This window comes from Bacillus sp. ISL-4 (genome assembly GCF_018613275.1).
GTDB lineage: Bacteria > Bacillota > Bacilli > Bacillales > DSM-1321 > Peribacillus > Peribacillus simplex_E.
On the sequence record NZ_JAGGQN010000036.1, the window covers coordinates 1 to 26,244 of the forward strand.

Consider the following 26,244-nt stretch of genomic DNA (forward strand, 5'->3'; position numbering starts at 1 on the left):
TACGAAAGGGGCAGGATAGTTTTAACGTCTGCATTTCTAGTATTTAATTTATGTTCCATGTGACATCCATCCAAAATAAGAGCATCATCCATTCAACTTTAATTTTGAACGTACCAAACGTTTATATGATTATAATGCATGTTTTTAATTACAAAAATAAGTATTTAAAACATTATTATCCATTTTATTATTGACACGTTCCAAAAGAATGTTAAAATTCTATTTAAGAAAGCGTTAACAATATGGTGTTTCGCTGTAAAAAGTATAAATTAATTATTTCTATGATGGATGTTTTTAGTACTTAACTGATAAGGTTCTGAATAGTCAACATAGGGATCCATGCTTATGAACATAGAATTAATTATTACTGGATTATTGCTCCAATAAATACTTTAATCAAGAAACGAATGCCATTACTGTAGCTTTCTGTTTAGCATTGAGCCATTATTTTTAGAATTAAATGTGTTGAAAAGGGGGGAATAGGTATCTAAATTTGGAAAGGAGACGACACATTGAACTCTATTTTTGCTTTCTAATAATTCGGTAATTGGGAGGTGGAATGTCTTCACTTTCACTTATATTCATAAAAGATAACTAAAGGGCTCATTTCTTATACAAGTATGAAGGAATTTAAGCTACATTACTATGCGGTTAGATTTTAGACAGAGTGTTCCGTTAACAGCCTGCACTAACAAGTGTAAACTTCATGCTAGGAAAATAATTGTCTACTTAACTATTAGATCAACATAAATTTTTAGTTGGCTATATTGCTTAGTTGCAATTAACTTCTTTATTTATGGACCGGTTGTTAATATGACTTCTAGTTCTGGCTTTGGTACCCAAAAGGCTATGCGAACCGCTTCGGGATTAATTGTCTATCTTATTGGAGCAACATTCGTGATAGCGGAGATAGGCTATATTGTTAATCAGTATGAGGGGGGAGGTCTTACTCATATTCTTGTATTTTGGATACTCGCTCCATTTTTCTTCGCTTTAACTTGGAAAATGAAGATTGCTTAAAATCATGCTCATATACTGATGGAAGTTTATTTATCATTATAGTAAATCAGAATAGAATAGTTTACTTGGTATTTCTCAACATCTTCAGTAGAACATTAGATTCATTTAGGGAGAGCTCGGGGTAAATAGAGTGAATATTCAGGTATATCAAGTCTTAACTCGTTGGACATCTGACTTGATCATTACAAATCAATTCTTAATTTATTTGGATTTAATCTCTGAAAGTTCATCGGAAGTTTATCCCCAAAATGTTGTACTGGAGAAAAAGACGGATAAGTGATATCAAAATGTATCTTCGAATAGAAATCATTCTGTTCATGTAAGCTTAAATAAAAAAATTAAATATTTGGAGGTAAGTTATGAAAAAAAAGAAAAAGTTCATAGGTATGAGTACAGTTTGGATGGTGTTCTTTTCATTAACCGCATGCAGTAGCCAATCCGAAACAAAAGCGCAGCCCGCACCTCAAAAGGAAATAAACGAAGAAGGGTATGGAGAAGAATCTGTCATGGCTGATTTATGGTATCAGAACTCAGGGGAAGCAGAAGCGTTGTACTACCAAGGGTATAGCCTCGGTAAATTGAAACTTGATGAGGCTATGGAGAAAGAGACAAGCCAAAATCCAGCTATCGTACTTGATTTGGATGAAACAGTGGTGGATAACAGCCCATGGCACTCGTTAGTGGTTAAAACAGGAAAGGGATACCCCTATAAAAGGGATGAATGGGTAAAGAACGCGAGTGCAAAAGCACTTCCAGGAGCAGTGGATTTCCTAAATTATGCAAATAAAATAGGAGTGAAGATTTACTATATTTCTAACCGTAAACCTAATCGACTAGACCATACGATTAAAAATCTAAAGATGATTGGAGCTCCACAAGCAACTAAGGAACATGTATTACTGAGTGAACCGAATAAAGAAGGAAAGGAATCCCGAGTTCAACGGGTTGATCAGTCACATGACATTTTGTTGTTCTTCGGTGATAATTTATCAGATTTTCCTGGTTTCAAGGGGAAGTCTCTAGAGGAAAGAAATAAAATAGTGAATGATGAGAAAGACAAATTTGGTAGTAAATTTATTATTTTTCCAAATCCGATGTATGGAGACTGGGAAGATGTGCTATATGACTTCAAGGATAAAACAAATCAACAGAAAGTAGAAATACGAAAAGATTATTTGCAATATTTTGAAAAGTGAACCAAAACTGAATTAGAATTTTAGGAGACCCAAGGCTTCTTACAAGTTCGAATTAGCGGGCGTACAGACATGTTCCAAGCCACTTCCCGTTTATTTTTGTGAAGGGAACAGGTAGGGGAGGTAGTTTTTTTGAGTTTTTTTAGTATTGATAGAATTAAAGATTCTAATATATCTATTGAATTTCAACGCAAAAATTGGTTGAAACAGTTTTTGAAAGCGTTCTTAGTTGTTTTTTTTTCCTATATGGCAATGTATCTAATACGGAATAATTTTAAGGCTGCTCAACCTTTATTAAAATCACAATTAGGTTTTTCAACAAGCGAATTAGGATACATTGGTTTGGTTTTTTCCATAACCTATGGTATTGGAAAAACTTTATTAGGTTATTTTATTGATGGTAGAAATACTAAAAGAATTATTTCTTTTCTTTTAATTTTATCAGCTATTATGGTTTTAGGTATTGGTTTATCAATGAGTGCAGGAGGTTTACCAATTGGGTTGATTATGGTTTTGTGGGGAGTAAGTGGTTTATTTCAATCTACTGGAGGACCTGCTTCATATTCAACCATTACTCGATGGACGCCACTAAAAAAAAGAGGAAGTTTTCTTGGTTTTTGGAATACTTCACACAATATTGGGGGAGCAATTGCAGGAGTCATAGCTTTATGGGGAGCTAATGTATTTTTTAATGGACATGTAGTAGGCATGTTTATTTTTCCAGCAATCATAGCATTGATTATTGGTATTGTCGGTTTATTTTTTGGTAAAGATGATCCTGAAGAATTGGGATGGAATCGTAGTGAAGAAATTTTTGGTGAGCCTATTGAAAAAGAAAATATTGAGTCTGAATCAATGTCAAAACGAGAAATTTTTGCAAAATATGTTTTGAAAAATCCATGGATTTGGACTTTATGTGTGGCTAATGTATTTGTATACATTGTTCGCATAGGTATCGATAATTGGGCTCCATTATATGTAACTGAGCATTTACATTTCAGTCCAGAGAGCGCTGTAAATACAATATTTTACTTTGAAATAGGGGCTCTTGTAGGTAGTTTACTTTGGGGTTATATCTCTGATTTATTAAAAGGTCGTCGAGCTTTAGTAGCAGTTTTTTGTTTAGCTCTAACTGCCTTTGCTGTACTAGGCTACCGTTATGCCACAAGTGAACTGATGGTTAATGTTTCTCTTTTTGTTTTAGGTGTGTTAATATTTGGACCCCAGCTTCTAATTGCTGTATCGATTGTAGGTTTCGCTCCCAAAAAAGCAACAACAGTTACAAATGGATTAAGTGGAACATTTGGATATTTGTTTGGAGATTCAATAGCAAAAGTTGGATTGGCTAAAATTGCAGATCCTACCACAAGTGGCTTAACAGTTGCTGGTTTGACACTACACGGTTGGAGCGATACTTTTATCGTCTTTTATGTCTCATTGTTCTTAGGTGTTATATCCTTATTAATTGTATCTTTTGGTGAAGAAAAGAAAATTAGATTATAAGAAAACAAAAAGACTAAATTAAATACAAGTATAAAAAAATCGGTCTAATCTAAAATAGGACCAAAATCCATACACAAAAACAGCTTTTTTTCGAAATTCAATCGGCTGTTTTTGTGTATAGATTTACATAGGATAATAATCGTAGGTGAACTCTGACTAAAATCAAAAACTCTTCTATAAATTATTTGACTGTGCTTGTTGATTTTGAATTCGAAAGAAATGATGGTTGGTTCTAGAGTACTTTTGCATTAGAACGGGGTTATCTCTTTAAGGTTCAAAAAGTTCATTATCAGACAACCTCAAATTTATATAATCAATTGCTTCTTCTCTTTTCATAATATTGTTAATAGCATTTTTGATGCCTAATCCAATAATTTTTTCAACTTTTCTTAAATTAAAATTTTGACCGGATTTAAAGGAAGATTCTCTTAAACCTTTATAATCCATTTCATTTGCAAAATTTAACCAAGGATACTGTGTCATTATACTTTGATTGCTATATACAAAATCATTTACAGAGGTACCGCCTAATAAAGTAATCTGCTCAGCGATTTCATTAGTATACACCCATTTGAAAAATTCTGTAACTTCTTTGTCTTTTTGACAAAACTTAGAGACTCCTAGTGATCCCCCTCCTAGTAATGGTTTATCACCTGGTACTGATGAGAAGCCAATTAATGGAGAAATCGCACTATGTGCTATAGTTGAAAAAAGATTCATATAAACAATTATCATAGCAATATCACCTTTTGAAAATAGAGAAATAGACTCGTCCCACCATTTAGCTGATAAATTTTTAGCTATAATTAAATTATCCATATAATTTTGTAAAGCTTTACTTGCTATTTCTTTAGTTAGTGATAGTGTATTGTTATTTTGAACTAGTCGTCCACCTGCAGCATAATAGCGTAATAAAAACTCTGACGCTATAATCTCTGTATTTCCTGTTGTAATACATGATCCGTGTGATAATGGAGATTCTGGATTTTTTGATTGAGAAAAGAATTCCGATATGAGATTAAACTCATTGAAAGTTGAGGGCGTTTTTAATTCACGTTTATATTTTTCATAAAACATTCTTCGAACTTTTGTGTCTTCAAAAATATCTTTTCTATAAAAAAGCATTTGTATACTAGGATCAAATGGTATTGCATATGTTATGCCATTAACAAGAGAATATCTATCAATTAGGTCCTTTGGATAATTTGATAGTAAATCATTTATCTCTGTGTTTAAAGAATTTAAAGGCTTTAGTGTTTTTTTTGCAAACCATGATAAGCCCGCCATATCGACTCTAATAATATCATAATGTTTGTGATTTTCAAGATCTGATAAAATGTCATAAATTTCTTCAAAAGAATAAACAGCTAATCGAATTTCAATTCCTGTTGTTTTTTTAAAGTGAGGTATTATTTTTTTTAAAGCATCAGTTGTAGGACTAGGTATAGTAAGAATATTAAGTGTTTTTTCCGAATATTGATTATTTATTTTTTTGATATCAAATAAAAAACCTTTATTCTCAACAATAATTGGTGAATAATCTTTCTCTTCATTTGATTCATTTTTAATAATAGTCTCCGCAATTTCTTTTCCGAGTAATTGATAATTCATATGATATTTGTAAATTAAATCTTCAATAAGAAAGTCTGAATCGGATAAACTATATATTTCTGGACTTTTACCCGTATTGCCTAGAAAGTGAGCATTCTTTATATATCGAGCCTTTTCAATATCAGTAGTGACAATAACATCTAATAAATCTTCAGCAAAGAAGTCAAAAGCATCCTTATAGGCTGTTGAATGAGTAGCAGAAATAGTTAGAAACTTTAATTTCTTATTTCGTTTTGAAAGTTCACTCATAAATCCCTTTTTAAAATCATTTGAGCAAGTAAATTCAATTAAGTCAGTAAATATCCCTATCTTTTGATATTTCTTTTCATACATTTTTTTTGCAATTGACCTTCCTATTCTTTCAAAATCGAAACTTGCAAATTTTATTGAGTTTTTTAAATTGCGATAAACAAAAATTATATTTTCATGATTAATATTTAATTGTTCATAATATTCATTTGCATTACTTAAACAGGAAACAGCTATGACTGCACAATCTCGATTAGCAGCAATTTCTTCAAGAATAGAATGTTCATTTTCTTTTTGATCATTTGTAGTATATAAAGTAGTGGAATATCCATATTTCAAAAAGATATTCTCTATCGCGACATATAGTTTATTATACTGTTCAGAAGAAATATTAGGTAATATTAAAGAAACTGTTTTAGTACTACCTGCTCTTAATGATTTTGCACGAGCGTTTATTTGGTAACCCATTTTTTTTGCTACATCTTCTACAAGCTTGATTTTTTCTACACTTACATTTCCTCGGCCGTTTAGAACATTTGATACAGTACCATGTGATACTCCTGCAGCTTTAGCAATATCTTTTATAGTAGGCATTTTGTTAAATCCCCCTTTGTAATTAATATTATTATAACAATGAAATAAAAAAAAATAATTACTGGTACTAACTTCATAGGTATTGAGTTGTCAGTAAGAATGAGTGAAACATATGACAATTGATATGAAAAAATCCTGGCGATAAGATTGGGAAAGTATGTGCACTAAGAGATGACTGACTCATTAAAACGTTAACTATCATAAAACATTTAGCTAAATCAATCAACAAGGTGTTTGAAAGGTTATATCACAAATATACCTCTATTAATCCTTTTATCGAACCTCCTGAATTACTTCAATATTATGGTTTGCTGAAGTCTAAAGGCAATATTTTAAAATTACAACAAGATATGAAATGTGCTTTAACCCATTTATAAATCGTATCTACATAAAATCGATATTTGCTACTTAAATCTATTACAAATTATCCGAAGTGATAAAAATCTACAATAGTCGTCTTGAATTCATTAATATATTTACTCTCCAGTATTCTTACGTTCCAAGACAACGTAAGGACTAAAATGTGTCCATAAGACCTACTAACTCAAATACTTGCTGTATATAGACCTTTATATGAGCTAATTCAAAAACCTTCTTTCCTGACGACTTTATGATATTGACTGATTTATGCCTATAAATTTTTCAAATCAATTAATTCAACCTCTATCGATTTAGTGAAAGATTCCTAACTCTGAAGGTATTAGCCGTAATACAGAAGGAAATCCTCGGTTACAGAAGGAAGTTGAAATCTTAAAAAAGCTATGGTCCTATTTGAGATAAAGTATCCGAACAGATCTTATCGAATTTATCTAGGAACGATGTTCTAATTTATTTGTGGATAAAGCGAAAAAAGAGACGGTAAACTAGGGTATCTAACCCTACAAGCTATGAAAGACCGAATTAGGAATATGCTTATAACTTATAGTTTATGTTTAATTAGAAGCCGTTTCATAAAACATCTATTAGTATACTCAATAAATAAAGCAATAAACGACCATTTACTTAGACCTGAAAAGGTTTTTTTTTTAGTCATTTAAAATTAAATTCACCTTAAATAGAATTTTCCATTATCAATCTTGTTTTTTGATGGAAATGTGACTGAATATTAAAGCATTTAAAAGGGATAATATTTTAACGTTCCAATAAAATTTGTTCTTAAACTACTTTAGTTAGTTAAAGAGAAGTATGTAAAATAGATATTTTTATACTTTTTGAGTATTTTATTATATTGACACGTTCCAAAAATATGCTAAAATTCTATTTAAGAAAGCGTTAACAATTTGAATTTTCCTAAAAAACATTAGCTTCAATTACATCTATACTGATGTGCTTAGTAAAGGGTTAATGAAATTTAATGGATAAAATTGTTAATTGGTTATTATTACAATAAGCTCTTTATTCAAGAAAAGTACAATATTACTTAAGATCTTTAAGTATTATCAATTATTTTAGAGGGACTAAAAGGTGGTGTTGTAGGGGCGGGAAAAGACTCTTTAACACTATTCTAAATACTTAATTTTGGAGCGGAGGAGATACATATTGGATTCTGTTCAGTATAGTCAAATATTAGGGAATTGGGAGATGTATGTACGAGTTACTGTTAGTGCACTAGTAGGTCTATTTATTGGTTGGGATCGTTCGCACAAAAATAAACCTGCAGGTCTAAAAACATACACATACACTTCTGTTGCATGCACATTGATTACACTTATTTCTATTTATAGTGCAAATAATTACAATTTACCTGAACAAGTATTAAGGGTCGATCCGATGCGATTAACCGCCCAAATTATTTCGGGTCTGGGGTTTATTGGTGCGGGTGTTATTTTAAAAGATGGTGAAAGGGTGAAAGGATTGACGTCTGCGGCAATGATTTTTTTTTCCGGAGGCGTTGGAATCGGAATTGGGGCAGGCTTTTACGGAATCGTGATTTTTTCAGTCTTAATGACTTTTCTACTGGCAAGAATTAGCCGGGCTATTGAGACGAAAAACAGTGTAGACGAAAGCAATCAAAGTACGATAATCGAGAGTAGCAGCGATGTTACCATAAATTAAAATGAGAAGGGATTTTGTTGAAGTTCCTCCACCATTGTTAGTAAAAAGGAGATATTTTTATGAAACTTCATTTTTTAGGTTCAGCAGCTTCTGAAGGTATTCCAAATCCATTTTGCAAATGTGGGATTTGTGAAAAAAGTAGGATAGAAAAAGGGAAAAATATAAGAACCCGGTCAGCAGTAATTATTGATGAAACTATACAAATAGATTTTCCACCAGAGTATAGTTATCAAGTAATGCGAGATAACATTGATGTAACAAAAATTACAGAATTAATCTTCACACATACTCATCCGGATCATTTTAATGTAGGTGATTTATTTAGTCGTATGGAAGGATACGGGCACAATATAAAAAATCCATTAAAAGTATTTGGGAATGACAGGGCTATCAATGGATGTCTAGATGCCTTACCTGGTTACAGTAAAGAACGTTTTAGTTTTACTCGATTTATTCCGTTCGTAACAGTAGAAATTAACGGAGCGAAAGTTACACCGCTTTTAGCAAATCATGCTGAATGGGAAATGTGTTTTGTCTACTTTATAGAAAAGGACGGAAAGGTTTTATTCTATGGCCATGATTCAGGGTGGTTCCCGGAATTAACTTGGGAATGGTTAAAGGGAAAGAATATAGATTTAACGGTTTTAGAGTGTACACATGGGTACACTGGTAATTCTCGTTCTAACGGTCATATGAGTATTGAAACGGTTTTAGAGGTACAAAGGAAATTTATCGAGGACGGTATACACACAAAATCTAGTCAATTAATTGTTTCGCATTTATCGCATAATAGCGGATTAATTCACGATGAATTAGTGGAAATATTTAATTCTTATAATATCGAAGTGGCTTATGATGGTCTAATAAAATTAATATAAATAGGAGGTAATGAAATGAAAAATAAGACAGTTCCTCGACTGGTAGTTATGATGTTTTTACAATATTTTGTACAAGGATCTTGGAATATGACAATGGGACTTGTACTAAGTACCTTTGGTCTATCATCAATCATTGGAACTTCCTATGCATTATTAGGTGTAGCCACCATCCTATCACCTCTTTTTATAGGTATGGTAGCAGATAGATTTATTGCTTCACAAAAAATAATGGGGATTTTACATTTAATTAATGCGTGTGTATTATTCACAATCCCGTCTCAAATTGAATCACAAAACGCGAATATGTTTCTACTACTGATTTTTATTGTAGGTATACTATTTTATCCTACTACTGCACTTGCAAATAATATTAGTTTTAGGCATATTAATGGGGCGAAAACGTTCCCAATGATTAGAGTTTTTGGCACATTTGGCTTTATGATGGTAGGTTTTTTACTAGGCCAACTTGGTTTTTCAGGAAGTGTCATGACCTATAAAATAGCAGCAATATCAGCAATAGTTTTAGGATTGTATTGTTTTACTCTTCCTAAAACACCAGCAGCTGGTAAGGGAAAGAAATTGTCATTGAGAGATTTACTATGTCTCGATGCATTATCTTTGTTTAAAGATAAAAATTTTACCGTATTTATGGTATGTACAATATTTTTAATGATTCCAAAAACAGCATATAGCGCTTACGTACCAGTATTTTTAAGTGCATTAGGATTTAATAATGCTGCAACCATGATGCAAATTGGAATAGCAACTGAGGTAATATTTATGTTTTTATTATCGCTTTTCTTATTGAAATTTGGATTTAAACGAATTATTTTATGGGGAGCAATAACATGGGTACTTCGTTCTTTGTTATTCTCTTTTGCCACAATGGATTCAGGAATTATCCTGATTGTTATTGCATTAGCTCTACAAGGAATATGCTGGGATTTCTTCTTTACTGCAGGAGATATATATGTTGACAATAAAGCAAATTTGAAAATAAAAGCTCAAGCCCAAAGTTTAAAATTTACGATTTCTAATGGATTAGGCTTACTTTTTGCTTCTTCTGTAACAGGCTATATATTTAATCATACTGTTATTGATCAAGGGGAAGATGCACTAAAGCAATGGCAAATGTTTTGGATTTATCCAGCAGTGGTCGCTGCTATAGTTGCTATTGTATTCTTACTAATCTTCAAAGATAAGGAACTGATTTTTAAGAAAAAAGTAATCGAAGAAGATTCTAATGCAAAAACCTTGACTAATTGTAAAAAATCTATTAATGAATAAATTTACCCTCCAAGTAAACCTTAATACGAAATAAAAGCAATTCTTCTTTAAAAAGAATCGCTTTTTTTATAAGAAAGTTTGAAATATGCACAACAACATTTAGCTAATGAGAGAATCTATCTAGCATGGATTCGGACAGCTATATCTATTACAGGGGTTGGATTTTTAAATACTTCATTGCATTTTACTAGTAAAATCAACTCCGTTTCATATATTAATGTTTTAGTAATATTTCTTGGAATCTTTGCGTGTATAGCAGGTTTTATAACTGGTCTGTTATCTACTATACAATAAGCAAGGAAAAGAAGAGAAATCCAAGAGGGCATTTTTATTCCGTCTAACCATTCCATAGTATTTGTTTCTAGTTTATTCTCACTGTTAGTTTTTCTTATTTTCATTTATCTTTCTTTGTTATTATTTATCTCCTAAAATTGTTATTTTATGTTGTTTCTTGGTTAGAAAGAGGGGTTTCCATTGAAGAAGTCGATTACTCAATTTTATTGAACAATATGTAGCATGGTGGCAAAGGAAAAAAGATTTTTCGATAACATTTTGCCCAGAATATTGGGGGAGGCGAGGTATTCTGAGAGGTAGTTATAAGAGCAAAGGAAGGTAAAAGTAATGGCTAGAGGTGTTCACGTATTTAGCTAATTCAAACAGATTATAGCGAGTGTACACAATATAGATGGTTGGAAATAAAGCCTTGGAATGAAACATTTCAGGGCTTTATGCAGCTCTTAAAATCTAGACAAAATGTTCATCAATTGTAATGAAAAACACAAAGAAAATAATTTTACTACACAATAAAAGAGCATTAATGAGTGATGGGTAAATTCGAGACAAAATCATATATATAGAAGAATATATTAAACTGTTCGAGTAATAGAAAATATTCCACAGCTAGGGTAAAGGCTCTTTTTAATTAATTTGGATCACCATTTCATTTATGTTACTTCTCCTATACAATCACCGAATTCTTGTCCCAGAAGTATTTAATTTCTTAGTCCCGAACCCTAATGTTCAGGAACTGAATATTTGTTTTAACTGTCACCTAATTATTCTTAAAATCCTCATAGTCTTGCTGATACAGGTCCTTCACGACTTTCTAGGCGATGTATATTTGGTTAGATGTTCTAATTAATCAGCCTCGTTTTCAAGCTTTATATGTAGCGTAATGGGGAGAGCGATCTGGGTGGCTTGTTTAACGTTATCGGTAATCATTTCAGGTAACTTGGCCATCAGTATAACGGGAATCGTTTACTAACTAAAAAGCGGCAAAACATTTATGAAGTTAAGCTTGGAAACATCTGAACAAGTGTAAGGGAAAAAAAATTCTATGCACCTATTCAAAGAGAAGGTGCTCTGCCACCCAAACATTAGTTGAAAGCTTATAGATTTGAAGAAAGCTCTGTGGAAAGGAATCTCTACAGAGTTTTTCTTCATTTATTATTTTTTTTGCGCCTAAACCATCCAACTTTCTGCCATTTTAGTCCTACAAGAAAAAATACAATCGAAATTATGCGAATATTGGCAATTTATTCATTTGCTCATAGGGTAATTTAAACATAACTGCCAATAAATTCGTTCGCGATGTTCAAATTGGCTTATTGTATGGAGTTAATTTGGTAAGATTAACCACAAATTTAAACAATTTAATTTTTTGTAATATTTTATGTATTTAAAGTGGCATGAATCTTGCTATATATTATTTGAACCATTTAATGGGAAAAGAAATTACTCATAATAAGAGGTGATTATCAATGACCGCTATAGTCCAATGAAAATGGGAATCTATTTGAATAATTATTATTACTAGCAATGACACTCCGAAACGTAAAGGAAGGAGTAATTAAAAATGAATTGATCTAGATACCTAACAAAAATTTATGCTTAATAACGTTAAAGAGGTGTTTTAAACACATATCATTAAAAAACGATTTATTAATGTGGAAAAAATGAAAACTCCTTCGTAGTCTCTATAAATTGCCAATAAATCTGACTTATAACAACTAGAACCAGTTTTTTATCGATTTTTGATTTTTTAAAATAAGGATTTTATTCATGGGAGGAATTAGGTGGGAAATGGATTGCAAAAGAGTTGAGTTATCACATTTTTTACGCTCACGTCGTAATAAATTATCCCCTAAAGACGTAGGGCTTCCTGTAACTCATAGAAGACGTAAACATTCTCTAACACAAGAAGACGTTGCTGAAGCGGCTAATATAAGTGTAAAGTGGTATCTCCAATTAGAAAGTGGGCTGGGAATCAATGTGTCTCCTGACGTGCTAGAAAGAGTTGCTCAAGCATTAAAACTGAATCAAATAGAGACATCTTACTTATTTCAATTAGCAAATCTATATTATGACAACCCTATTTTAGAAAAAACGGGGGAAGATATCATTTTTGATATACAAAGAAACATTACTGATATGCATACACATCCTTGTTATATTTTAGATTATCAATGGAATTTAGTAGGTTTCAATCAAACTTTCGATTCGTTATTTGGAGACTTCAGGCAAGAGGGGGGGTTAGAAGTATTTAATATAATAAATTTTCTATTTACAAATAAAGAAATTCGTAATTATTGTGCAAACTGGGAAGAGGTTGCACGAAGAAATCTAACTTTGTTCCGTAGAGACTGTAATCGTTATTCAACAGAAGATTGGTATAAAGAGTTGATAGAATATTTGCACATATCAAGTCCGGAATTTAGTAGTTGGTGGCTAGATTACGATGTAGAATTAGACCTTAACTTTAAATTACCTATCAACATTAATCATCCAGTTATTGGTACTTTGTCTTTTGAAAAAATCGTCTATCAAGTTCATAACTTATTTGATATAAAGATATGTTGTTATACACCAATATCAGAAAAGACAATCAATAAACTTGAGCAATTATCGTAATATTCTTATTAAAAATTACTTGGAAGGCAACAAATTTTTCGAGCGAGATTAAACTAGTTAAGGATATAGGGTAAGTCTATATAAAGTATATCCTTTTACTTCAAAATAGAAGGAGAGATAGATATTCATGCGTTCAACAAAATTTACTGTTATTACACTCGTTTTTCTAATTTTTATTGCCGGTATCACTCAGGGGCTTATTCTACCGATGCTTTCAATTATATTAGAGAAACGGGGTGTCTCTACTCTTGTAAATGGTTTTAACAATACTGCAATATATGTTGGAATGTTACTGATTTTACCTTGGATAGAAACTCCTTTACGTCGTTTCGGGTATCGTACGATCATTATCTTTGGACTTGCTTTAGTAACAATTTCTACAATTTTTCTTCCGCTTTTTCATTCACTGAGCATTTGGTTTATTTTACGTCTTATCATGGGCATGGGGGATTCTGCGATTCACTATGCTAGTCAAATTTGGATCACACAAATAGCCCCAGAGGAGAAGAGGGGTCGCTATATATCACTATATGGACTTTTATATGGTCTAGGTTTTAGTATTGGTCCTCTTGGAATTAATTTACTTCCGTTGGGATTATGGGTTCCTTTTGCAGTAGTAAGTCTATGCTGTGTAATTGCCTTCCTGATGCTGGGCTTAATTAACAATATGCATCCAAGTTCAAATAATGACGATTCGAGTGGTGGGGCCAAATACACAGCTGTAATTCGTTATGGGTGGTTGGCATTTATTCCTCCATTATTATACGGTTACAATGAAGCTTCTCTCAATGGTAGTTTCCCAATTTATGCTTTACGTATAGGAGTATCACCAGAGTGGATATCATTGATTTTACCATCATTTGTAATTGGTAATCTTATTTTACAATATCCAATCGGTATATTAAGTGATCGTATAGGAAGAAAACCAATTTTAACGGCCAGTGCTGTTGTTGCTTGTATCTCATTCGTTCTATTTCCCTATGTATCTCATTCGGTATGGATGATGATGTGTTTACTTGCGATTGCAGGGGCTGGAGTGGGCTCATTTTATGCACTTGGGCTTGCTTACGCAGCAGATGTTTTACCAAAGAGTATGGTGCCTACGGCAGGGCTTATTGCCATGCTAAATTTCAGTACGGCTAGTATGGTTGCTCCAAGTATAAATGGATATGTTCTAGGGAACTTCCCTCCGGGAATGATGTTTAACATAATAGGTACATTACTTGGATTATTTGTAATATTAAGCTTTCTTTATCGTCCAAAGAAGGTTAAGAAGAATCCCAAAGACACTTTTGTTTCTGAAGCTAAGGGATAGAATAAATTTTTAACTTAATAGATTATAAAAAAGCCGATTTTTCCCACATAAGGAATCATTGGCTTTCATTCTTTTATTAAAGGGGGACAGCAGGTGGAAAAACTGCCTTCAATGCTAACTTGGAAATTTATTAATAGAATGATGCAGCACATACATGACGGAATGGTTCTCTTCAATCCAGAAGGGGATGTGGTTGTAATTAATAAGGCCGCCCGCTTTCTATTATTTGGGGAGGAGAGCAGTTCTATTAAATCTATTTACGATTTTCCTAATAACATTAGAGAAATCTGGAAAAGACGCTTTAATTTTAATTTTTCTAAAGATTTTTTTGAATATTCCGGGATTAAGATTGATATTATGCCCGGTTTTGGCGATGGGATGGGACTAATAATACGCAAATCGCTGGACGTTGAACAGCAGCCAATTGAAAATGAACACTTATTAGCTAAAGAACTGCAGGTGATTCTCACTTCCTCTTTTGAAGGGATATTTGTAACAGACGGGGAAGGTACAGTTCTCCGCGTGAATGAAAAATGTGAATGGTTATATGGATGCTCACAAGAAGAATTGATTGGTAAACAAGTACGTGAATTAGAAGAAGAGGGACTTTTTTCTCCATCGGCTACCGTTCTAGCTATTGAGAGTGGAGAAAGTGTCACATTAGTTCAAAATACACGAAATGAAAAAAAGATGATTGTGCAGACAAGTATTATTTATAATGATCAAGGTGAAATTTACAGAGTAATAAGCGCTTCAAAAGATATAACAGATATCCATCTTATTCAGGGTAAAGCGTCTAGATTGAGTCTTTTAGATAGCAAAAATGACTCTTGCGGTGTAACTGGTTCTTTAATCATAAGAAGTAACACAATGATAAAATTAATTAAATTTCTACAGCGGGCGGCAAAAATGGAGTCTACGATCCTACTTCAAGGGGAATCAGGAACGGGTAAAAGTCAATTAGCAAAATTTATTCATGAAAATAGTATGCGAAAGAATGGACCTTTTATCATGATTAATTGTGGAGCTATTCCGGAAAGCTTGATAGAAAGTGAGTTATTTGGATATGAAGAAGGGGCCTTTACTGGCACGAAAAAAAATGGAAAGAAAGGCTTTTTTGAAAAAGCAAACGGGGGGACTCTTTTTCTTGATGAAGTGGGAGAATTATCATTAACAATGCAGGCCAAGCTTTTACAAGTTTTGCAGGACTATACTTTTTATAAAGTAGGAGGAGTTGAACCTAATCAGGTTGATGTAAGAATTATTACAGCCACAAATAAAGATTTAGAAAAACTCGTGGAGCAGGGTTTTTTTAGGGAAGACTTATTCTATCGGATACACGTAATTCCTGTAACGGTACCACCTTTGCGTGAAAGAAGAGAAGATATTATTCCCATGCTGGTCTCTTCATTAGAGCGTTTAAATGAAAGTAATGGAGCAGTAAAGGAATTTTCCAGTGATATTCTTTTGTTATTAACTAAATATCACTGGCCCGGTAATATTCGAGAACTACGTAATATGGTGGAATGGATGTATGCTGTGGCTGAAGGTGAAATTATTGATCAGAGTTTCCTTTCGCCAATGTTTTTTAAAAACTTAAATATACCTAAACCTCAATCGCCCATCGTAGTGAATGATATCGTTCCTTTGAAAGAAGCAATTGACTTTTTAGAATACGAATTAATCAAAAAAGCACAAACAATTACAACCAACACATATCAAATTGCTGATTTATTAGGGGTAAGTCAATCTACGATTGTAAGAAAGATTCATCGTACCAAGTCTTCAACTATTTAAAACAATTGAGAATGCATAAGTGAATTTTTGTAGAGGGAAATACAGGTATATTCTCCCTTTAAATGCAATATTGAATCCTTGTTAAATAACAATACACAAAAAAACGGCCACAAAGGTTTACAAGTGGCTGTTTTTTTGTGTATCCAGATTATTGGCATTGTTATTGCATAGATACAGAAAGAAGTAACATTCATTTCATAATTTACAGGGGGGAAGGAAATATAGGGAAATCATTTATTGGTAAAAGTAACTGCGAAAAACAAAAGGAGGAACCAAATTGAAATCAAACAAAAAAATAGTATATTTACTATTCGCAATGTGTATTTCTATGTTAGTAACAGGATGCAGCAATGATTCATCCACAGTTTCCCAAAGCAAAGGGAAATCTGATGGGAAAACATTAAATCTCTTAACATGGGAAGGATACGCTGACCCTAAGCTAATCAAAGATTTTGAAGAAAAATATGACGTTAAAATCACAGCCACATATTTCGGTTCTAGTGATGAACTAGTTTCTAAACTTAAAGGCGGTGGGGGAAACGTATATGACGTAATCTCTCCTTCATCTGATGTGGCTGGTTATTTAGTACGTCAGGGTATAGTCGCGCCAATCAACGTAAGTAATATTACAAATTATTCAAAGATAGCAGATAAATTGAAAGACATGGATGATGTCAAAAAAAGTGATAAGGTTTATGGAATTCCGTATGTCTGGGGTCCAGATTCATTAATTTATGATGCGGATGCAATTAAGAATCCACCGGAAAGTTGGGATGTTTTCTGGGATCCAAAATATAAGGGGAAAATATCATTGTGGGATGACATCTCTAATATTTACCTTGTAGGACAGATGATGGGATTAGATAAAAACGATCCCTCAGCTATATACAATATGACGGATGAACAATTACAAGAAGCAAAGAAAAAACTGCTTGAAGTCAAGCCGCAGATTCGTAAATATTGGGCAACGGGTGGTGAATTGAATGATTTGTTCGCAAATAAAGAAGTCGTGCTCGCTGTTGGGTGGCCTTTAACGCCAAAAACAGTGAATGCAAGTGGACGCCATCTCAAAGAGGTTATTCCAAAAGAAGGAATTACAGGATGGATTGACCGATTAATGGTTGTAAATTCTTCTCCAAATAAAGAACTCGCCGAAAAGTTCATTGATTATGCAATTAGTGAAAAATCACAAAAAATAGTGTCTGAAGTAACAGGATATAGTGTTGCAAATAAAGAAACAGCAAAGCTAATGACGCCGGAAGAGGCTAAAGCAATTCATGTGGATGATATGGATAACTATATGAAAAAGATCAATTTTTGGCAAGAAGTAAAAGACCGTAATAAATACAATGAAATTTGGAACGAAGTAAAGGCTCAGTAGAAGAAATCACCTAGCGGTGTAATCTGCTAGGTGAATCTTATCCTAAACTTAAGGAGAATGCTTATGGATAATATATCAACACCAGTTCGTCCCCTCAAGACGATAAAAAAAGTGAAGAAGAAACGTAATCCAAGGCTGCTGCTTTTGCTAATTCTACCTATTATTTGGTTGTCTATATTTCTATTAATTCCTTATGCAGTATTGTTTATGAATAGCTTTTGGAAGATGGATTTTGGAGCTATTGTACATGAACTCACTTTGGGTAATTACACGAAGTTTTTTACAAACCCTTTATATTATGGAACATTACTAAAGTCACTTAAAATTGCTAGCTGGGTGACCTTATTTAGTATCCTAATAAGTTATCCGTTAGCTTATTTTATTAATTTCAAAGTGAAGAAAAACAAACAGCTTATTTATACTCTTGTCATTATTCCACTATGGGTAAGCTACCTGGTTCGTGCGTATGCCTGGAAGATTGTACTCGGGGAAGATGGGATTTTAAATAACATGCTGCTGGCTTTGCACATCATTGATAAACCATTAACCGTTTTTCTTTATAGCCCGTATGCAGTGATTTTGGCTCTTACGCATATTTATACACCGTGGGTGTTAATGTCTGTTTATACCTCTCTTGAGCATATTCCCCGCAACCTCATGGAAGCTTCTAAGGATCTTGGCGCTACTCGGTTTCAAACCTTTTTGCGCGTCATTTTTCCGCTTAGTCTACCAGGGGTCGTGGCGGGAGCAACCTTCGCCTTTGTCTTAACGATGGGCGACTTTCTTGCACCGCAGCTCCTTGGTGGTACAAGCAGCATGATGATTTCTAATGTTGTGTATAGCTTGTTTGGGGTGGCAAACAATTGGCCTTTAGGATCAACCATTGGAATTATCACACTTCTCCTTGTCTTAGGCATCCTTGAGATTACACATCGATTAGAAAAAAGGTTTTCAAGTTATGAAAATTAAGCAGGGGAGTGTGAAAGATGGAAAAAACAACAAAATTTGATTGGATTACATTAGGACTTAAGACTTCGTCGATTTTAATTTTTATGTTTATGTATCTACCTATGTTGGTGGTTGTTGTCTACTCCTTTAATGGAAACGCCATTAATTCCTTTCCGATTACCCATTGGTCGTTGAAATGGTACTCTGTTCTTTTTCAGGATTTAGCCCTACTTCATTCACTCCTTAATAGTGTTTATGTGGCTGTTGCTGGAACAATTATTGGTTTATTACTCGGAATTCCAGCAGCTTTTGCTATTGATCGATTCCAATTCCCTGGAAAAGTTTTTTTTGAGCGTATCGTACTACTTCCAATGATTTTACCCGGTATTATTACGGGGGTTGCAATGATGAGCGCGTTTGTTTTGCTGGGGATGAATCTTTCATTAATAACCATTTTTTTAGGGCATGGAACTTTTTTAATTGCTGTCGTAATGACGCAAGTATATGCAAGGTTAAAAAGAATGGATAGGTCCATCGAAGAAGCTTCCCTTGATTTGGGAGCTAAGCGTATCCAAACGTTCTTTCTCGTTGTTTTACCGAACCTTAAGACCGCTATTATTAGTGCTTCTCTTTTATCTTTTACTTTATCTCTGGATGAGATTCCGGTTACTTACTTTTTGACTGGTCGTGAACTAACGCTCCCAGTTCAGTTCTGGGCTATGCTGCGAAGGGGGATAACCCCTGAAGTAAACGCAATTTCTACGCTCATTTTTGTTTTTTCTGTCATTATGATTGTCTTAGTGACTAGATTGAATCGGGAAGAAACTTAATAATACAGAAAATTAATAGGGGGTTATACTTTGGATTCTATCATTAAAATTAAGAATGTTGAAAAGTCATATGGGAATCAACTAATTGTAGACAGGATCAATCTTGATGTAACACGTGGTGAATTTCTCACCCTGCTGGGGCCCAGTGGATGCGGAAAAACTACCACGCTGAGAATGATTGCAGGATTTGAAGAGCCTGATAGTGGGGAAGTGTTATTAGATGGCCAATCCGTTGTAGGAGTACCACCAAACAAGCGGGATGTTAATACTGTCTTTCAAAGCTATGCATTATTTCCACATATGTCTGTGATAGAAAATATAGCATATGGGTTAAAAATGAAAAAGGTCCCTCGATCTGAGATTGAATCAAGAGTAAAAGAATCGTTGCGACTCGTTCAATTGGAGCAATTTGGAAATCGGAAGCCGCGACAGTTAAGCGGTGGCCAACAGCAGCGCGTCGCTGTCGCTAGAGCTCTAGTAAATAACCCGAAAGTATTATTGTTAGATGAGCCGTTAGGGGCACTGGATTTAAAATTACGTAAGGAAATGCAATATGAATTAAAACAGCTTCAAAAAAAATTAGAAATCACCTTTATTTATGTTACCCACGATCAGGAAGAAGCCCTCACGATGTCTGATCGTATCGCGGTTATGAATAGAGGTAGGATTGAGCAAATTGATGTTCCTGAGGAAATATACAAACGGCCCCTTACAAAATTTGTAGCTGATTTTATTGGGGATACGAACCTTTTTGAAGTCAGTGTGGTTGATAACCATTTAGAATACCCTATATTTGAATTGGAAGGATGCCGAGTAGGCGGGCGTTTTGGAAAGGAAAAGGATATAGAAGGTCCGATGTATTTATCTGTTCGACCTGAGAGATTGAAATTGATGAAAGATAATGATAATGCTGAGTTTTTATTAGGCGGCACTATTGAAGAGATTATCTTTGCAGGTTTGTACATTCAAACGATTGTAAAGCTCAATATTGGAACCCGTTTAACAGCGGTATCACAAAATGCGGGTGAATATTCATATCAACTTGGAGAATATGTATATGTAACATGGAACGAGGAAGATGGAATCGTAATAGGAAATGGTATTCGGGATCGCTATCAAAGTCCAATTTTGACTAAATAAGCAAATTTCACTACAGCTAGTGATTATCGTATTAGAGAGCGTTCTCATCTGGTTGTTTTGTTAACTAAAAATGGAACAAAGAAGATGTTCACTAATTAGTGAACATCTCTTTGTTCAATTGAAAATTTGAAAAACTACTATTATAAAGACTTTGGATCATCGAAATAATTTTTGACATCAACAAAATTATTGCAATGTCATTAGGAAAGAAGTGCAAAAATCCCCCTCATTTCAAAGGGTGTATATAACAATCAATTGTAAAAGCCGCCTAGTTTCCTTGGTGAAGATTTATGCTACCCCCTTTTTTAATCCTTCGACTAAAACCATAACCAAACCTATTTTTGCCTGGATTAGTTTCTTTTCAAAATAATAGCTAGTATAACCTATTCCATAAATAATTGTGCCCACTGAATTTCTGCATCGTACGGAAATTCAGTGTTATTTTGTTTAAGAAATTACATAACTTAGCATTCAATTTCCCCTTGAAGATACTATGACTTTACAAATCAATTAAATTATAAAATTGGTAATAAGTAGTCTTAGTTCCTGTTACAGGAAATGAGTGGGTGCTATGTTAATAGTACGATGAATTTTGAATAAGTTATTTATTCTGATTTTTCAATTAAGTCCAACTTGAATTTTTTGAATTGTGTTTTTTAAACTGCTTTATTTAGGGGGGCGTATGGCTTCTACCTGGGACAGCTAGCTACCATGACACGATTCTACCCTGAAAAATATGAGATGCGACTGCATCGGGTCGTTCCGTTGAGATAAATTGAAGAAAGGGAGAATAGGGTTTATCCACAATGTGGGAATGGTACCTATAGGCCATTACATGATTAATCTTTCAAAATAGTTTATTTAAACAAATTGGGGTTGTAACGGTAAACCCTCACTTAGTAAAAAGGAATAGAGAAAACCGTGATGATACTCATTCGAAAAGAAAGATGCCCTGGTCATCCGCTGATATGGTGAAAGATGTTCCCACGCCTTTGTCAGGAACACTTCAAAATCATTATATTTTCCTATTATATGAAGTTCAGAGGTGAATTCTCATTAGTTTTATTCAATGCGTATTTACGCTAAATCTGATTTCATGCAGTATAATGACCAATGCATAAGTTTATTTTTATGAAAAATTTTAATTGGTTTGTATATTTACGTATTATTATGTAGTTCATAATATAAATTAAATCTATGTTTTTATTAATGTAGTTTGATGAACTTTAGCCTTGAATCGGACCTTGAAAATACAGACTGACGATAAATAGTTAATATAAAAAAAATGAAAATCGTTACCAAAAAGGACATCTGCCTCTTGAAAGAGGGTTCTTTTGGCTTGGTAGGCATGAGGGAAATAGTCGAGCTGCTTGAAGGCGAAATGAAAATTGATTCACAACCAGGGGCAGGTACTTTGGTGTTTATAAAAGTTCCCTATCATTTACAAATTTTAGAGAATAAGAATAGGCATTTAAATAAATTAGGAGGAAGAAGCCGTTGAAGACTAGTATCACCATTATCGATGACCATCAGCTTTTCCGTGAAGGCGTTAAGCGTATATTAGATTTTGAATCCTCCTTTGATGTTGTTGCCGAAGGCAATGACGGAAGCGAGGCTATGGATCTTGTTAAAACACACAAACCAGATGTTGTTATCATGGATATCAACATGCCGAATATGAACGGTGTCGAAGCGACTAAAATGCTTGTAAACCGTTACCCTGAAACGAAAGTCATCATTTTATCGATTCATGATGATGAAAACTATGTACAGCATGCATTGAAAACAGGAGCACAAGGTTATCTCTTGAAAGAAATGGATGCAGATGAGTTAATTGATGCTGTTCGTGTAGTCGTAGAAGGTGGCTCATACCTTCATCCAAAGGTGACCCATAATCTAGTCAAAGAATATCACCGTTTAGCTGCTGAAGAGGGGGCTGATCGTGATTCAGTGCATGCTGTAGAGATCAGAAGACCGCGTCACCTATTGACTCGACGCGAGTGTGAAGTTCTTCAACTTTTAGCAGACGGAAAAAGCAACCGTGCCATCGGCGAAACTTTATACATTAGTGAAAAAACAGTAAAAAACCATGTGAGTAGCATTCTTCAAAAAATGAATGTAAACGACCGTACACAAGCTGTTGTTCTAGCTATTAAAAAAAGCTGGGTAGAAGTGAAATAATTTACCTTTTGATAAGTCCGGCTCTTCAGTTTTCGCAATGCTTGCTGAAGAGCTGGACTTTTTCATGAAACGAGCCTTAGAAGCAATTCTAAATGCTCGTTTTTTTTTGAGGTTATATTGTTGTTTTTGAAAAATTGACTTTTTCACTGTTTTTATGGAGTCCTTCACTTGTTTTAAACATGGAAATCTACTATTCCGAACTGTGTCCTTCCTTCTTCTCTTCCCTAATTAGTGGAAAGCAGGTTTATCTCTAGGTTGCAACTCCCTGAGTTTAAAATTTCTAAAATGGAGGTTATATAGCATTGTTGCTACTGTTCGTATAAGTACACTTTTACGAACGGTTCTTCAAGAAGAAGTAAAAAAAGTCGATTCCTTAACGTAGAAGAGATCGACTTTTTAGGGTGGAATTCCCTTAACGGGGTCCTACCAACACTTTTTCATCAAGTTGAAATAGGGTTCTAGATATACGCTTCCTTAGCACCTGCATAAGCCCGGAAAATTACCGCTTTACGACGGCTTGTGCCCGGGTGGCAGTTGCGACGAAACTTACAAAAAAATCACTATTCTCCCATTCCTCTAAATCAATGAGAGAATAGTGATTTTGAAACTCCTTCACCTGGTCATTGGCAATCTCTCGTTACTTGATTTCGATCGCCGAAGCCTTGTTGTCCCAATCCGAAGCCATATTAGCTGTTTTACCATACCAATCGGAGTGTCTAAAGGAGACTCCTCTGCCATACCCTTGAGATGAAGTATGCTCCCACAGCGTCGTCGAATAGCTTGAAGAAGGTGACGCCGTACTTAAGGAGGAAATTCTGTCATTCCAGCTTGAAGGCAAGTTTTTAAACCCGTCTCTCCAATAAATATAATTCCCACCTTTATTTTTAGACTCATAGAAATCGGTACAACAAGAACCGCTGCCCATGATATTGACTTTGTTTTGAAGTTTCTGTTTATCTTTTTCGATAAATGCCTTAAATGATTCCCTGCTCGTAAATCCGTACGCCAACCAATCGCCCTCTTTATTCTGTTTAGGCAGAACCATGGTTACTTTTATTTCTTTGTTGGATTTGGTATTCACTTGGGCCTGGGAATACACATCTTTTCCATCCACAGTTAAATAGTCGAACGTTTTAATCGTATAATCTTTTTCTGCATACGTTGCGGCCTTCGATACTGGGGTAAATCCCATCGCAACGAAAAGACAACATATTAAGGAAAGACAAAGTTTTACTCGCAATTTCTTCACTCCCATATTATTAAAATTTAGATTCTTTGGCCGGAAAAAGCGAACCAATCTTGACAGCCCCTGCGTAAAATCAATCTTGATGGAACAGCCGATACCGGCTTGTAAACCAATGCTGAATTCTCTTTTATTACATATTTCTTTCTCCTTCCTGCTTCGCTTTCCAGCCGTTTATACGAAATGTTTCAGAGGATGATTCTCCATAAGCCTACAATTTCTATTATTCCCATACAAGAATATATTTCCCTATATTTGGAATTAGGTAAAAAGTTTGACCATTAAATAGTGCTACTCGTGTGATGTCTGGCAAGCTCAAAACCCTATAGGCTTGGGGGTCAACCGCAGGGATTACAATAAAATCAATAAAGGCGTACCGCCAACATTTCGCGGAAAACATACGCTAAGACATTTTTTGGAATGAAAAAGCAGGTTTTTTGCTAAAGATATTTTTCACCATATACCCTCGTTTTAGGTGAAGTTTAAGATGTAGTTCGTAAGGTGGGTTTCTAAAGATTTTCTATAACCATAAGAAGAAAAACCAAAAACAAATCACCAAAATAGCAGTTTAATAACCGTTATTGGTATGGATTTACAGACAATACTCCTTGTTTGCTACAGTATTTTCCTTAACGTATGTTTAATTGGTAACCTTTTGAATGTACTCCACTTATCATAATCATTCTTTCAAATTGAAGAAAAAAATGCCCTTCTTCGACTATAGGGGCATGATAGTTCGAGAAGGTATTAGTAAATCTTTTGACGAAAATATAAAGAGCTTAGTAAGAAGTGCTTAAAATACTACCTGATATTAATAAAAAACAGGAAAAAACTAACTGCTAAAAACTTTAGGGGGAAAATATTGAAACAAATATTACTGATAATCGATGCTCAACAGGAATTAATAGAAGGTAATAAAGAAGAACAAGGAGTCTTTGAGAAAGAAAAAATCGTTAATAACATTAATACTGTAATTGAAAAAGCGATAAATGAAAGGATCTCCGTTGTTTTTATAAGAGATTTAGATGTTTCAAATGGAGAAGGACCTGGATTCCAGATACACAAGGATATAAAAGTACCATCAGCTGCTATCATATTTGATAAATCTGCCACAAATTCGTTTTATGGCACTCCATTACACGAACATTTAAGTAAAAACAATGTAGTCCATATTGTAATAATGGGATGTAAGACGGAACATTGTATTGATACAGCTGTTAGAACAGCAACAATCAATCACTTTGATGTAACATTAGTTGGAGATGGACATTCTACTTCTGATTCCAAAAACTTATCTGCAAAACAAATAATCCTTCATCACAATGAAACTCTTCACGGACATTATAATGTAGACAATTTTTCACTTGTTAGAAATTCAAATGAAGACTTGTTTAAACCTACTCACGATGACCATCGATAAAGATAATAGATTCATCGTCTTTTTCAAAAAGCAGGTAAACCAGTTACTGGTTTGTGAAGTGCAATACTTAAACTAACGGGTGCATTAGTAAAAAATTGAAGGGTGATCAATAATTGAGAAATCCAGTAAAGATTCAGGCCATTATTGAAGAATTGGAAATGCAGTTTGATGAGTCTCGGACATTTTTTAATGTAAAAACTGGTGAAATCATTTCAGTAACTTTGGATGACTTGAGAGCAGCTGAAGATGAAGAAGAATTCGGGCATTTACCTGAGTGGGAACAAGAAGATAGAAAAGTTGCTAATGATGTATTTGAAAACTTTGAGAATTACAAGGAACTCCCAACAAAATATGAAGTAAATGAATATGAAATCATAGAAGACTTTTGCTTTACTGTTAGTGATGAAAGAAAGCAAGATAAATTATTAAGTTCAATTAAGGGGAAGGGTGCTTTTAGAAGGTTTAAGGACAAAATCATTGACGTTGAAATGGAGGAGCAATGGTATTCTTATCGTGACGAACGATATAAACAAATTGCGATTAAATGGTGTCTAGACAATAACATAAACTTTATTGATAATTAGACTTTAAAAATGTATGGCACGAGACCTATGGCTGAATAAGGTGATTGCTCTTTGTTCAACTAACGGGTGCGTTAGCTGAAGATTAGAGCTGTCTTTAAGGCAGCT

Annotated in this window: 22 protein-coding genes and 1 pseudogene; 20 read left to right on the top strand and 3 right to left on the bottom strand. The window is 33.9% G+C overall.

The annotated features are described in order from the left end of the window. The first annotated feature begins 813 nt into the window (after window positions 1–813). The 4 genes from J7J00_RS20565 (at window position 814) to uhpT (ending at window position 3,716) form a co-directional block, all read left to right on the top strand. Window positions 814–1,020, top strand: a complete 207-nt coding sequence (locus J7J00_RS20565; protein WP_214794193.1) for a hypothetical protein — start codon at window positions 814–816, stop codon at window positions 1,018–1,020. A gap of 130 nt (window positions 1,021–1,150) precedes the next feature. Continuing rightward, window positions 1,151–1,300 carry a hypothetical protein gene (locus tag J7J00_RS20570; protein ID WP_214794195.1) on the top strand — a complete coding sequence of 50 codons (150 nt, stop codon included), beginning with the start codon at window positions 1,151–1,153 and terminating at the stop codon, window positions 1,298–1,300. 79 nt (window positions 1,301–1,379) lie between these two features. Continuing rightward, window positions 1,380–2,216 carry a 5'-nucleotidase, lipoprotein e(P4) family gene (locus tag J7J00_RS20575; RefSeq protein WP_214794197.1) on the top strand — a complete coding sequence of 279 codons (837 nt, stop codon included), beginning with the start codon at window positions 1,380–1,382 and terminating at the stop codon, window positions 2,214–2,216. Between the two features lie 129 nt (window positions 2,217–2,345). Then, a complete protein-coding gene (gene uhpT, locus J7J00_RS20580) occupies window positions 2,346–3,716 on the top strand; it encodes a hexose-6-phosphate:phosphate antiporter (RefSeq protein ID WP_214794199.1) in 1,371 nt (456 codons plus the stop codon). Between the two features lie 267 nt (window positions 3,717–3,983). Here the strand turns inward: uhpT and J7J00_RS20585 are convergent, their stop codons facing one another. Next, entirely contained in the window at window positions 3,984–6,170 is a 2,187-nt protein-coding gene (locus J7J00_RS20585; protein ID WP_214794201.1) for an extracellular solute-binding protein, read from the bottom strand. A 1,581-nt stretch (window positions 6,171–7,751) separates the two neighbouring features. Between J7J00_RS20585 and J7J00_RS20590 the strand changes: the two genes are divergently transcribed. The 11 genes from J7J00_RS20590 (at window position 7,752) to J7J00_RS20640 (ending at window position 20,711) form a co-directional block, all read left to right on the top strand. Then, window positions 7,752–8,225: an MgtC/SapB family protein gene (locus J7J00_RS20590; RefSeq protein ID WP_396020591.1), complete on the top strand. Its 474-nt coding sequence runs from the start codon at window positions 7,752–7,754 to the stop codon at window positions 8,223–8,225. Window positions 8,226–8,284: 59 nt separating this feature from the next. Next, window positions 8,285–9,103 (top strand): MBL fold metallo-hydrolase, encoded by an 819-nt coding sequence (locus J7J00_RS20595; protein ID WP_214794205.1) that lies wholly within the window; start codon window positions 8,285–8,287, stop codon window positions 9,101–9,103. Window positions 9,104–9,118: 15 nt separating this feature from the next. Then, a complete protein-coding gene (locus J7J00_RS20600) occupies window positions 9,119–10,390 on the top strand; it encodes an MFS transporter (RefSeq protein WP_214794207.1) in 1,272 nt (423 codons plus the stop codon). A 78-nt stretch (window positions 10,391–10,468) separates the two neighbouring features. Beyond that, window positions 10,469–10,684, top strand: a complete 216-nt coding sequence (locus J7J00_RS28330; RefSeq protein ID WP_286201504.1) for a DUF202 domain-containing protein — start codon at window positions 10,469–10,471, stop codon at window positions 10,682–10,684. Between the two features lie 1,788 nt (window positions 10,685–12,472). After that, a complete protein-coding gene (locus tag J7J00_RS20610) occupies window positions 12,473–13,300 on the top strand; it encodes a helix-turn-helix domain-containing protein (protein WP_214794209.1) in 828 nt (275 codons plus the stop codon). A 127-nt stretch (window positions 13,301–13,427) separates the two neighbouring features. Continuing rightward, window positions 13,428–14,615, top strand: coding sequence for an MFS transporter (locus J7J00_RS20615; protein ID WP_214794211.1), 1,188 nt, complete (start codon window positions 13,428–13,430; stop codon window positions 14,613–14,615). Between the two features lie 93 nt (window positions 14,616–14,708). After that, a complete protein-coding gene (locus J7J00_RS20620; protein WP_214794213.1) occupies window positions 14,709–16,412 on the top strand; it encodes a sigma-54 interaction domain-containing protein in 1,704 nt (567 codons plus the stop codon). A gap of 277 nt (window positions 16,413–16,689) precedes the next feature. After that, on the top strand, window positions 16,690–17,793 hold the full coding sequence (locus J7J00_RS20625; protein ID WP_214794215.1) for an ABC transporter substrate-binding protein: 1,104 nt from the start codon (window positions 16,690–16,692) through the stop codon (window positions 17,791–17,793). A 63-nt stretch (window positions 17,794–17,856) separates the two neighbouring features. After that, entirely contained in the window at window positions 17,857–18,762 is a 906-nt protein-coding gene (locus J7J00_RS20630; protein ID WP_214794217.1) for an ABC transporter permease, read from the top strand. 17 nt (window positions 18,763–18,779) lie between these two features. Further along, the gene (locus J7J00_RS20635; protein ID WP_214794219.1) at window positions 18,780–19,571 is read left to right on the top strand and encodes an ABC transporter permease; all 792 of its coding nucleotides are present in this window, start codon (window positions 18,780–18,782) and stop codon (window positions 19,569–19,571) included. A 30-nt stretch (window positions 19,572–19,601) separates the two neighbouring features. Then, window positions 19,602–20,711, top strand: a complete 1,110-nt coding sequence (locus J7J00_RS20640; protein WP_214794221.1) for an ABC transporter ATP-binding protein — start codon at window positions 19,602–19,604, stop codon at window positions 20,709–20,711. Between the two features lie 706 nt (window positions 20,712–21,417). Here the strand turns inward: J7J00_RS20640 and J7J00_RS20645 are convergent. After that, a complete protein-coding gene (locus J7J00_RS20645; protein ID WP_214794223.1) occupies window positions 21,418–21,543 on the bottom strand; it encodes a spore germination protein in 126 nt (41 codons plus the stop codon). Here J7J00_RS20645 and J7J00_RS29070 point away from each other — a divergent pair. The 3 genes and pseudogenes from J7J00_RS29070 to J7J00_RS20655 form a co-directional block, all read left to right on the top strand. After that, a pseudogene (locus tag J7J00_RS29070) lies at window positions 21,520–21,691 on the top strand (IS110 family RNA-guided transposase); the annotation flags it as partial. The gene J7J00_RS20645 and the pseudogene J7J00_RS29070 overlap by 24 nt on opposite strands. A 305-nt stretch (window positions 21,692–21,996) precedes the next feature. Then, entirely contained in the window at window positions 21,997–22,212 is a 216-nt protein-coding gene (locus J7J00_RS20650; protein ID WP_214794224.1) for an ATP-binding protein, read from the top strand. Beyond that, on the top strand, window positions 22,209–22,892 hold the full coding sequence (locus J7J00_RS20655) for a response regulator transcription factor (RefSeq protein ID WP_214794226.1): 684 nt from the start codon (window positions 22,209–22,211) through the stop codon (window positions 22,890–22,892). Before J7J00_RS20650 ends, J7J00_RS20655 begins: the two co-directional genes overlap by 4 nt. Before the next feature lie 637 nt (window positions 22,893–23,529). On the opposite strand, the gene J7J00_RS20660 is transcribed toward J7J00_RS20655, so the two are convergent. Next, window positions 23,530–24,084: a hypothetical protein gene (locus tag J7J00_RS20660; protein ID WP_396020592.1), complete on the bottom strand. Its 555-nt coding sequence runs from the start codon at window positions 24,082–24,084 to the stop codon at window positions 23,530–23,532. A gap of 913 nt (window positions 24,085–24,997) precedes the next feature. Here J7J00_RS20660 and J7J00_RS20665 point away from each other — a divergent pair. Together J7J00_RS20665 and J7J00_RS20670 are read left to right on the top strand one after the other, a co-directional pair. Next, window positions 24,998–25,555 carry an isochorismatase family protein gene (locus J7J00_RS20665; protein WP_214794228.1) on the top strand — a complete coding sequence of 186 codons (558 nt, stop codon included), beginning with the start codon at window positions 24,998–25,000 and terminating at the stop codon, window positions 25,553–25,555. A 113-nt stretch (window positions 25,556–25,668) separates the two neighbouring features. Further along, window positions 25,669–26,139 carry a UPF0158 family protein gene (locus J7J00_RS20670; protein ID WP_214794230.1) on the top strand — a complete coding sequence of 157 codons (471 nt, stop codon included), beginning with the start codon at window positions 25,669–25,671 and terminating at the stop codon, window positions 26,137–26,139. The last annotated feature ends 105 nt before the right edge of the window (window positions 26,140–26,244 follow it).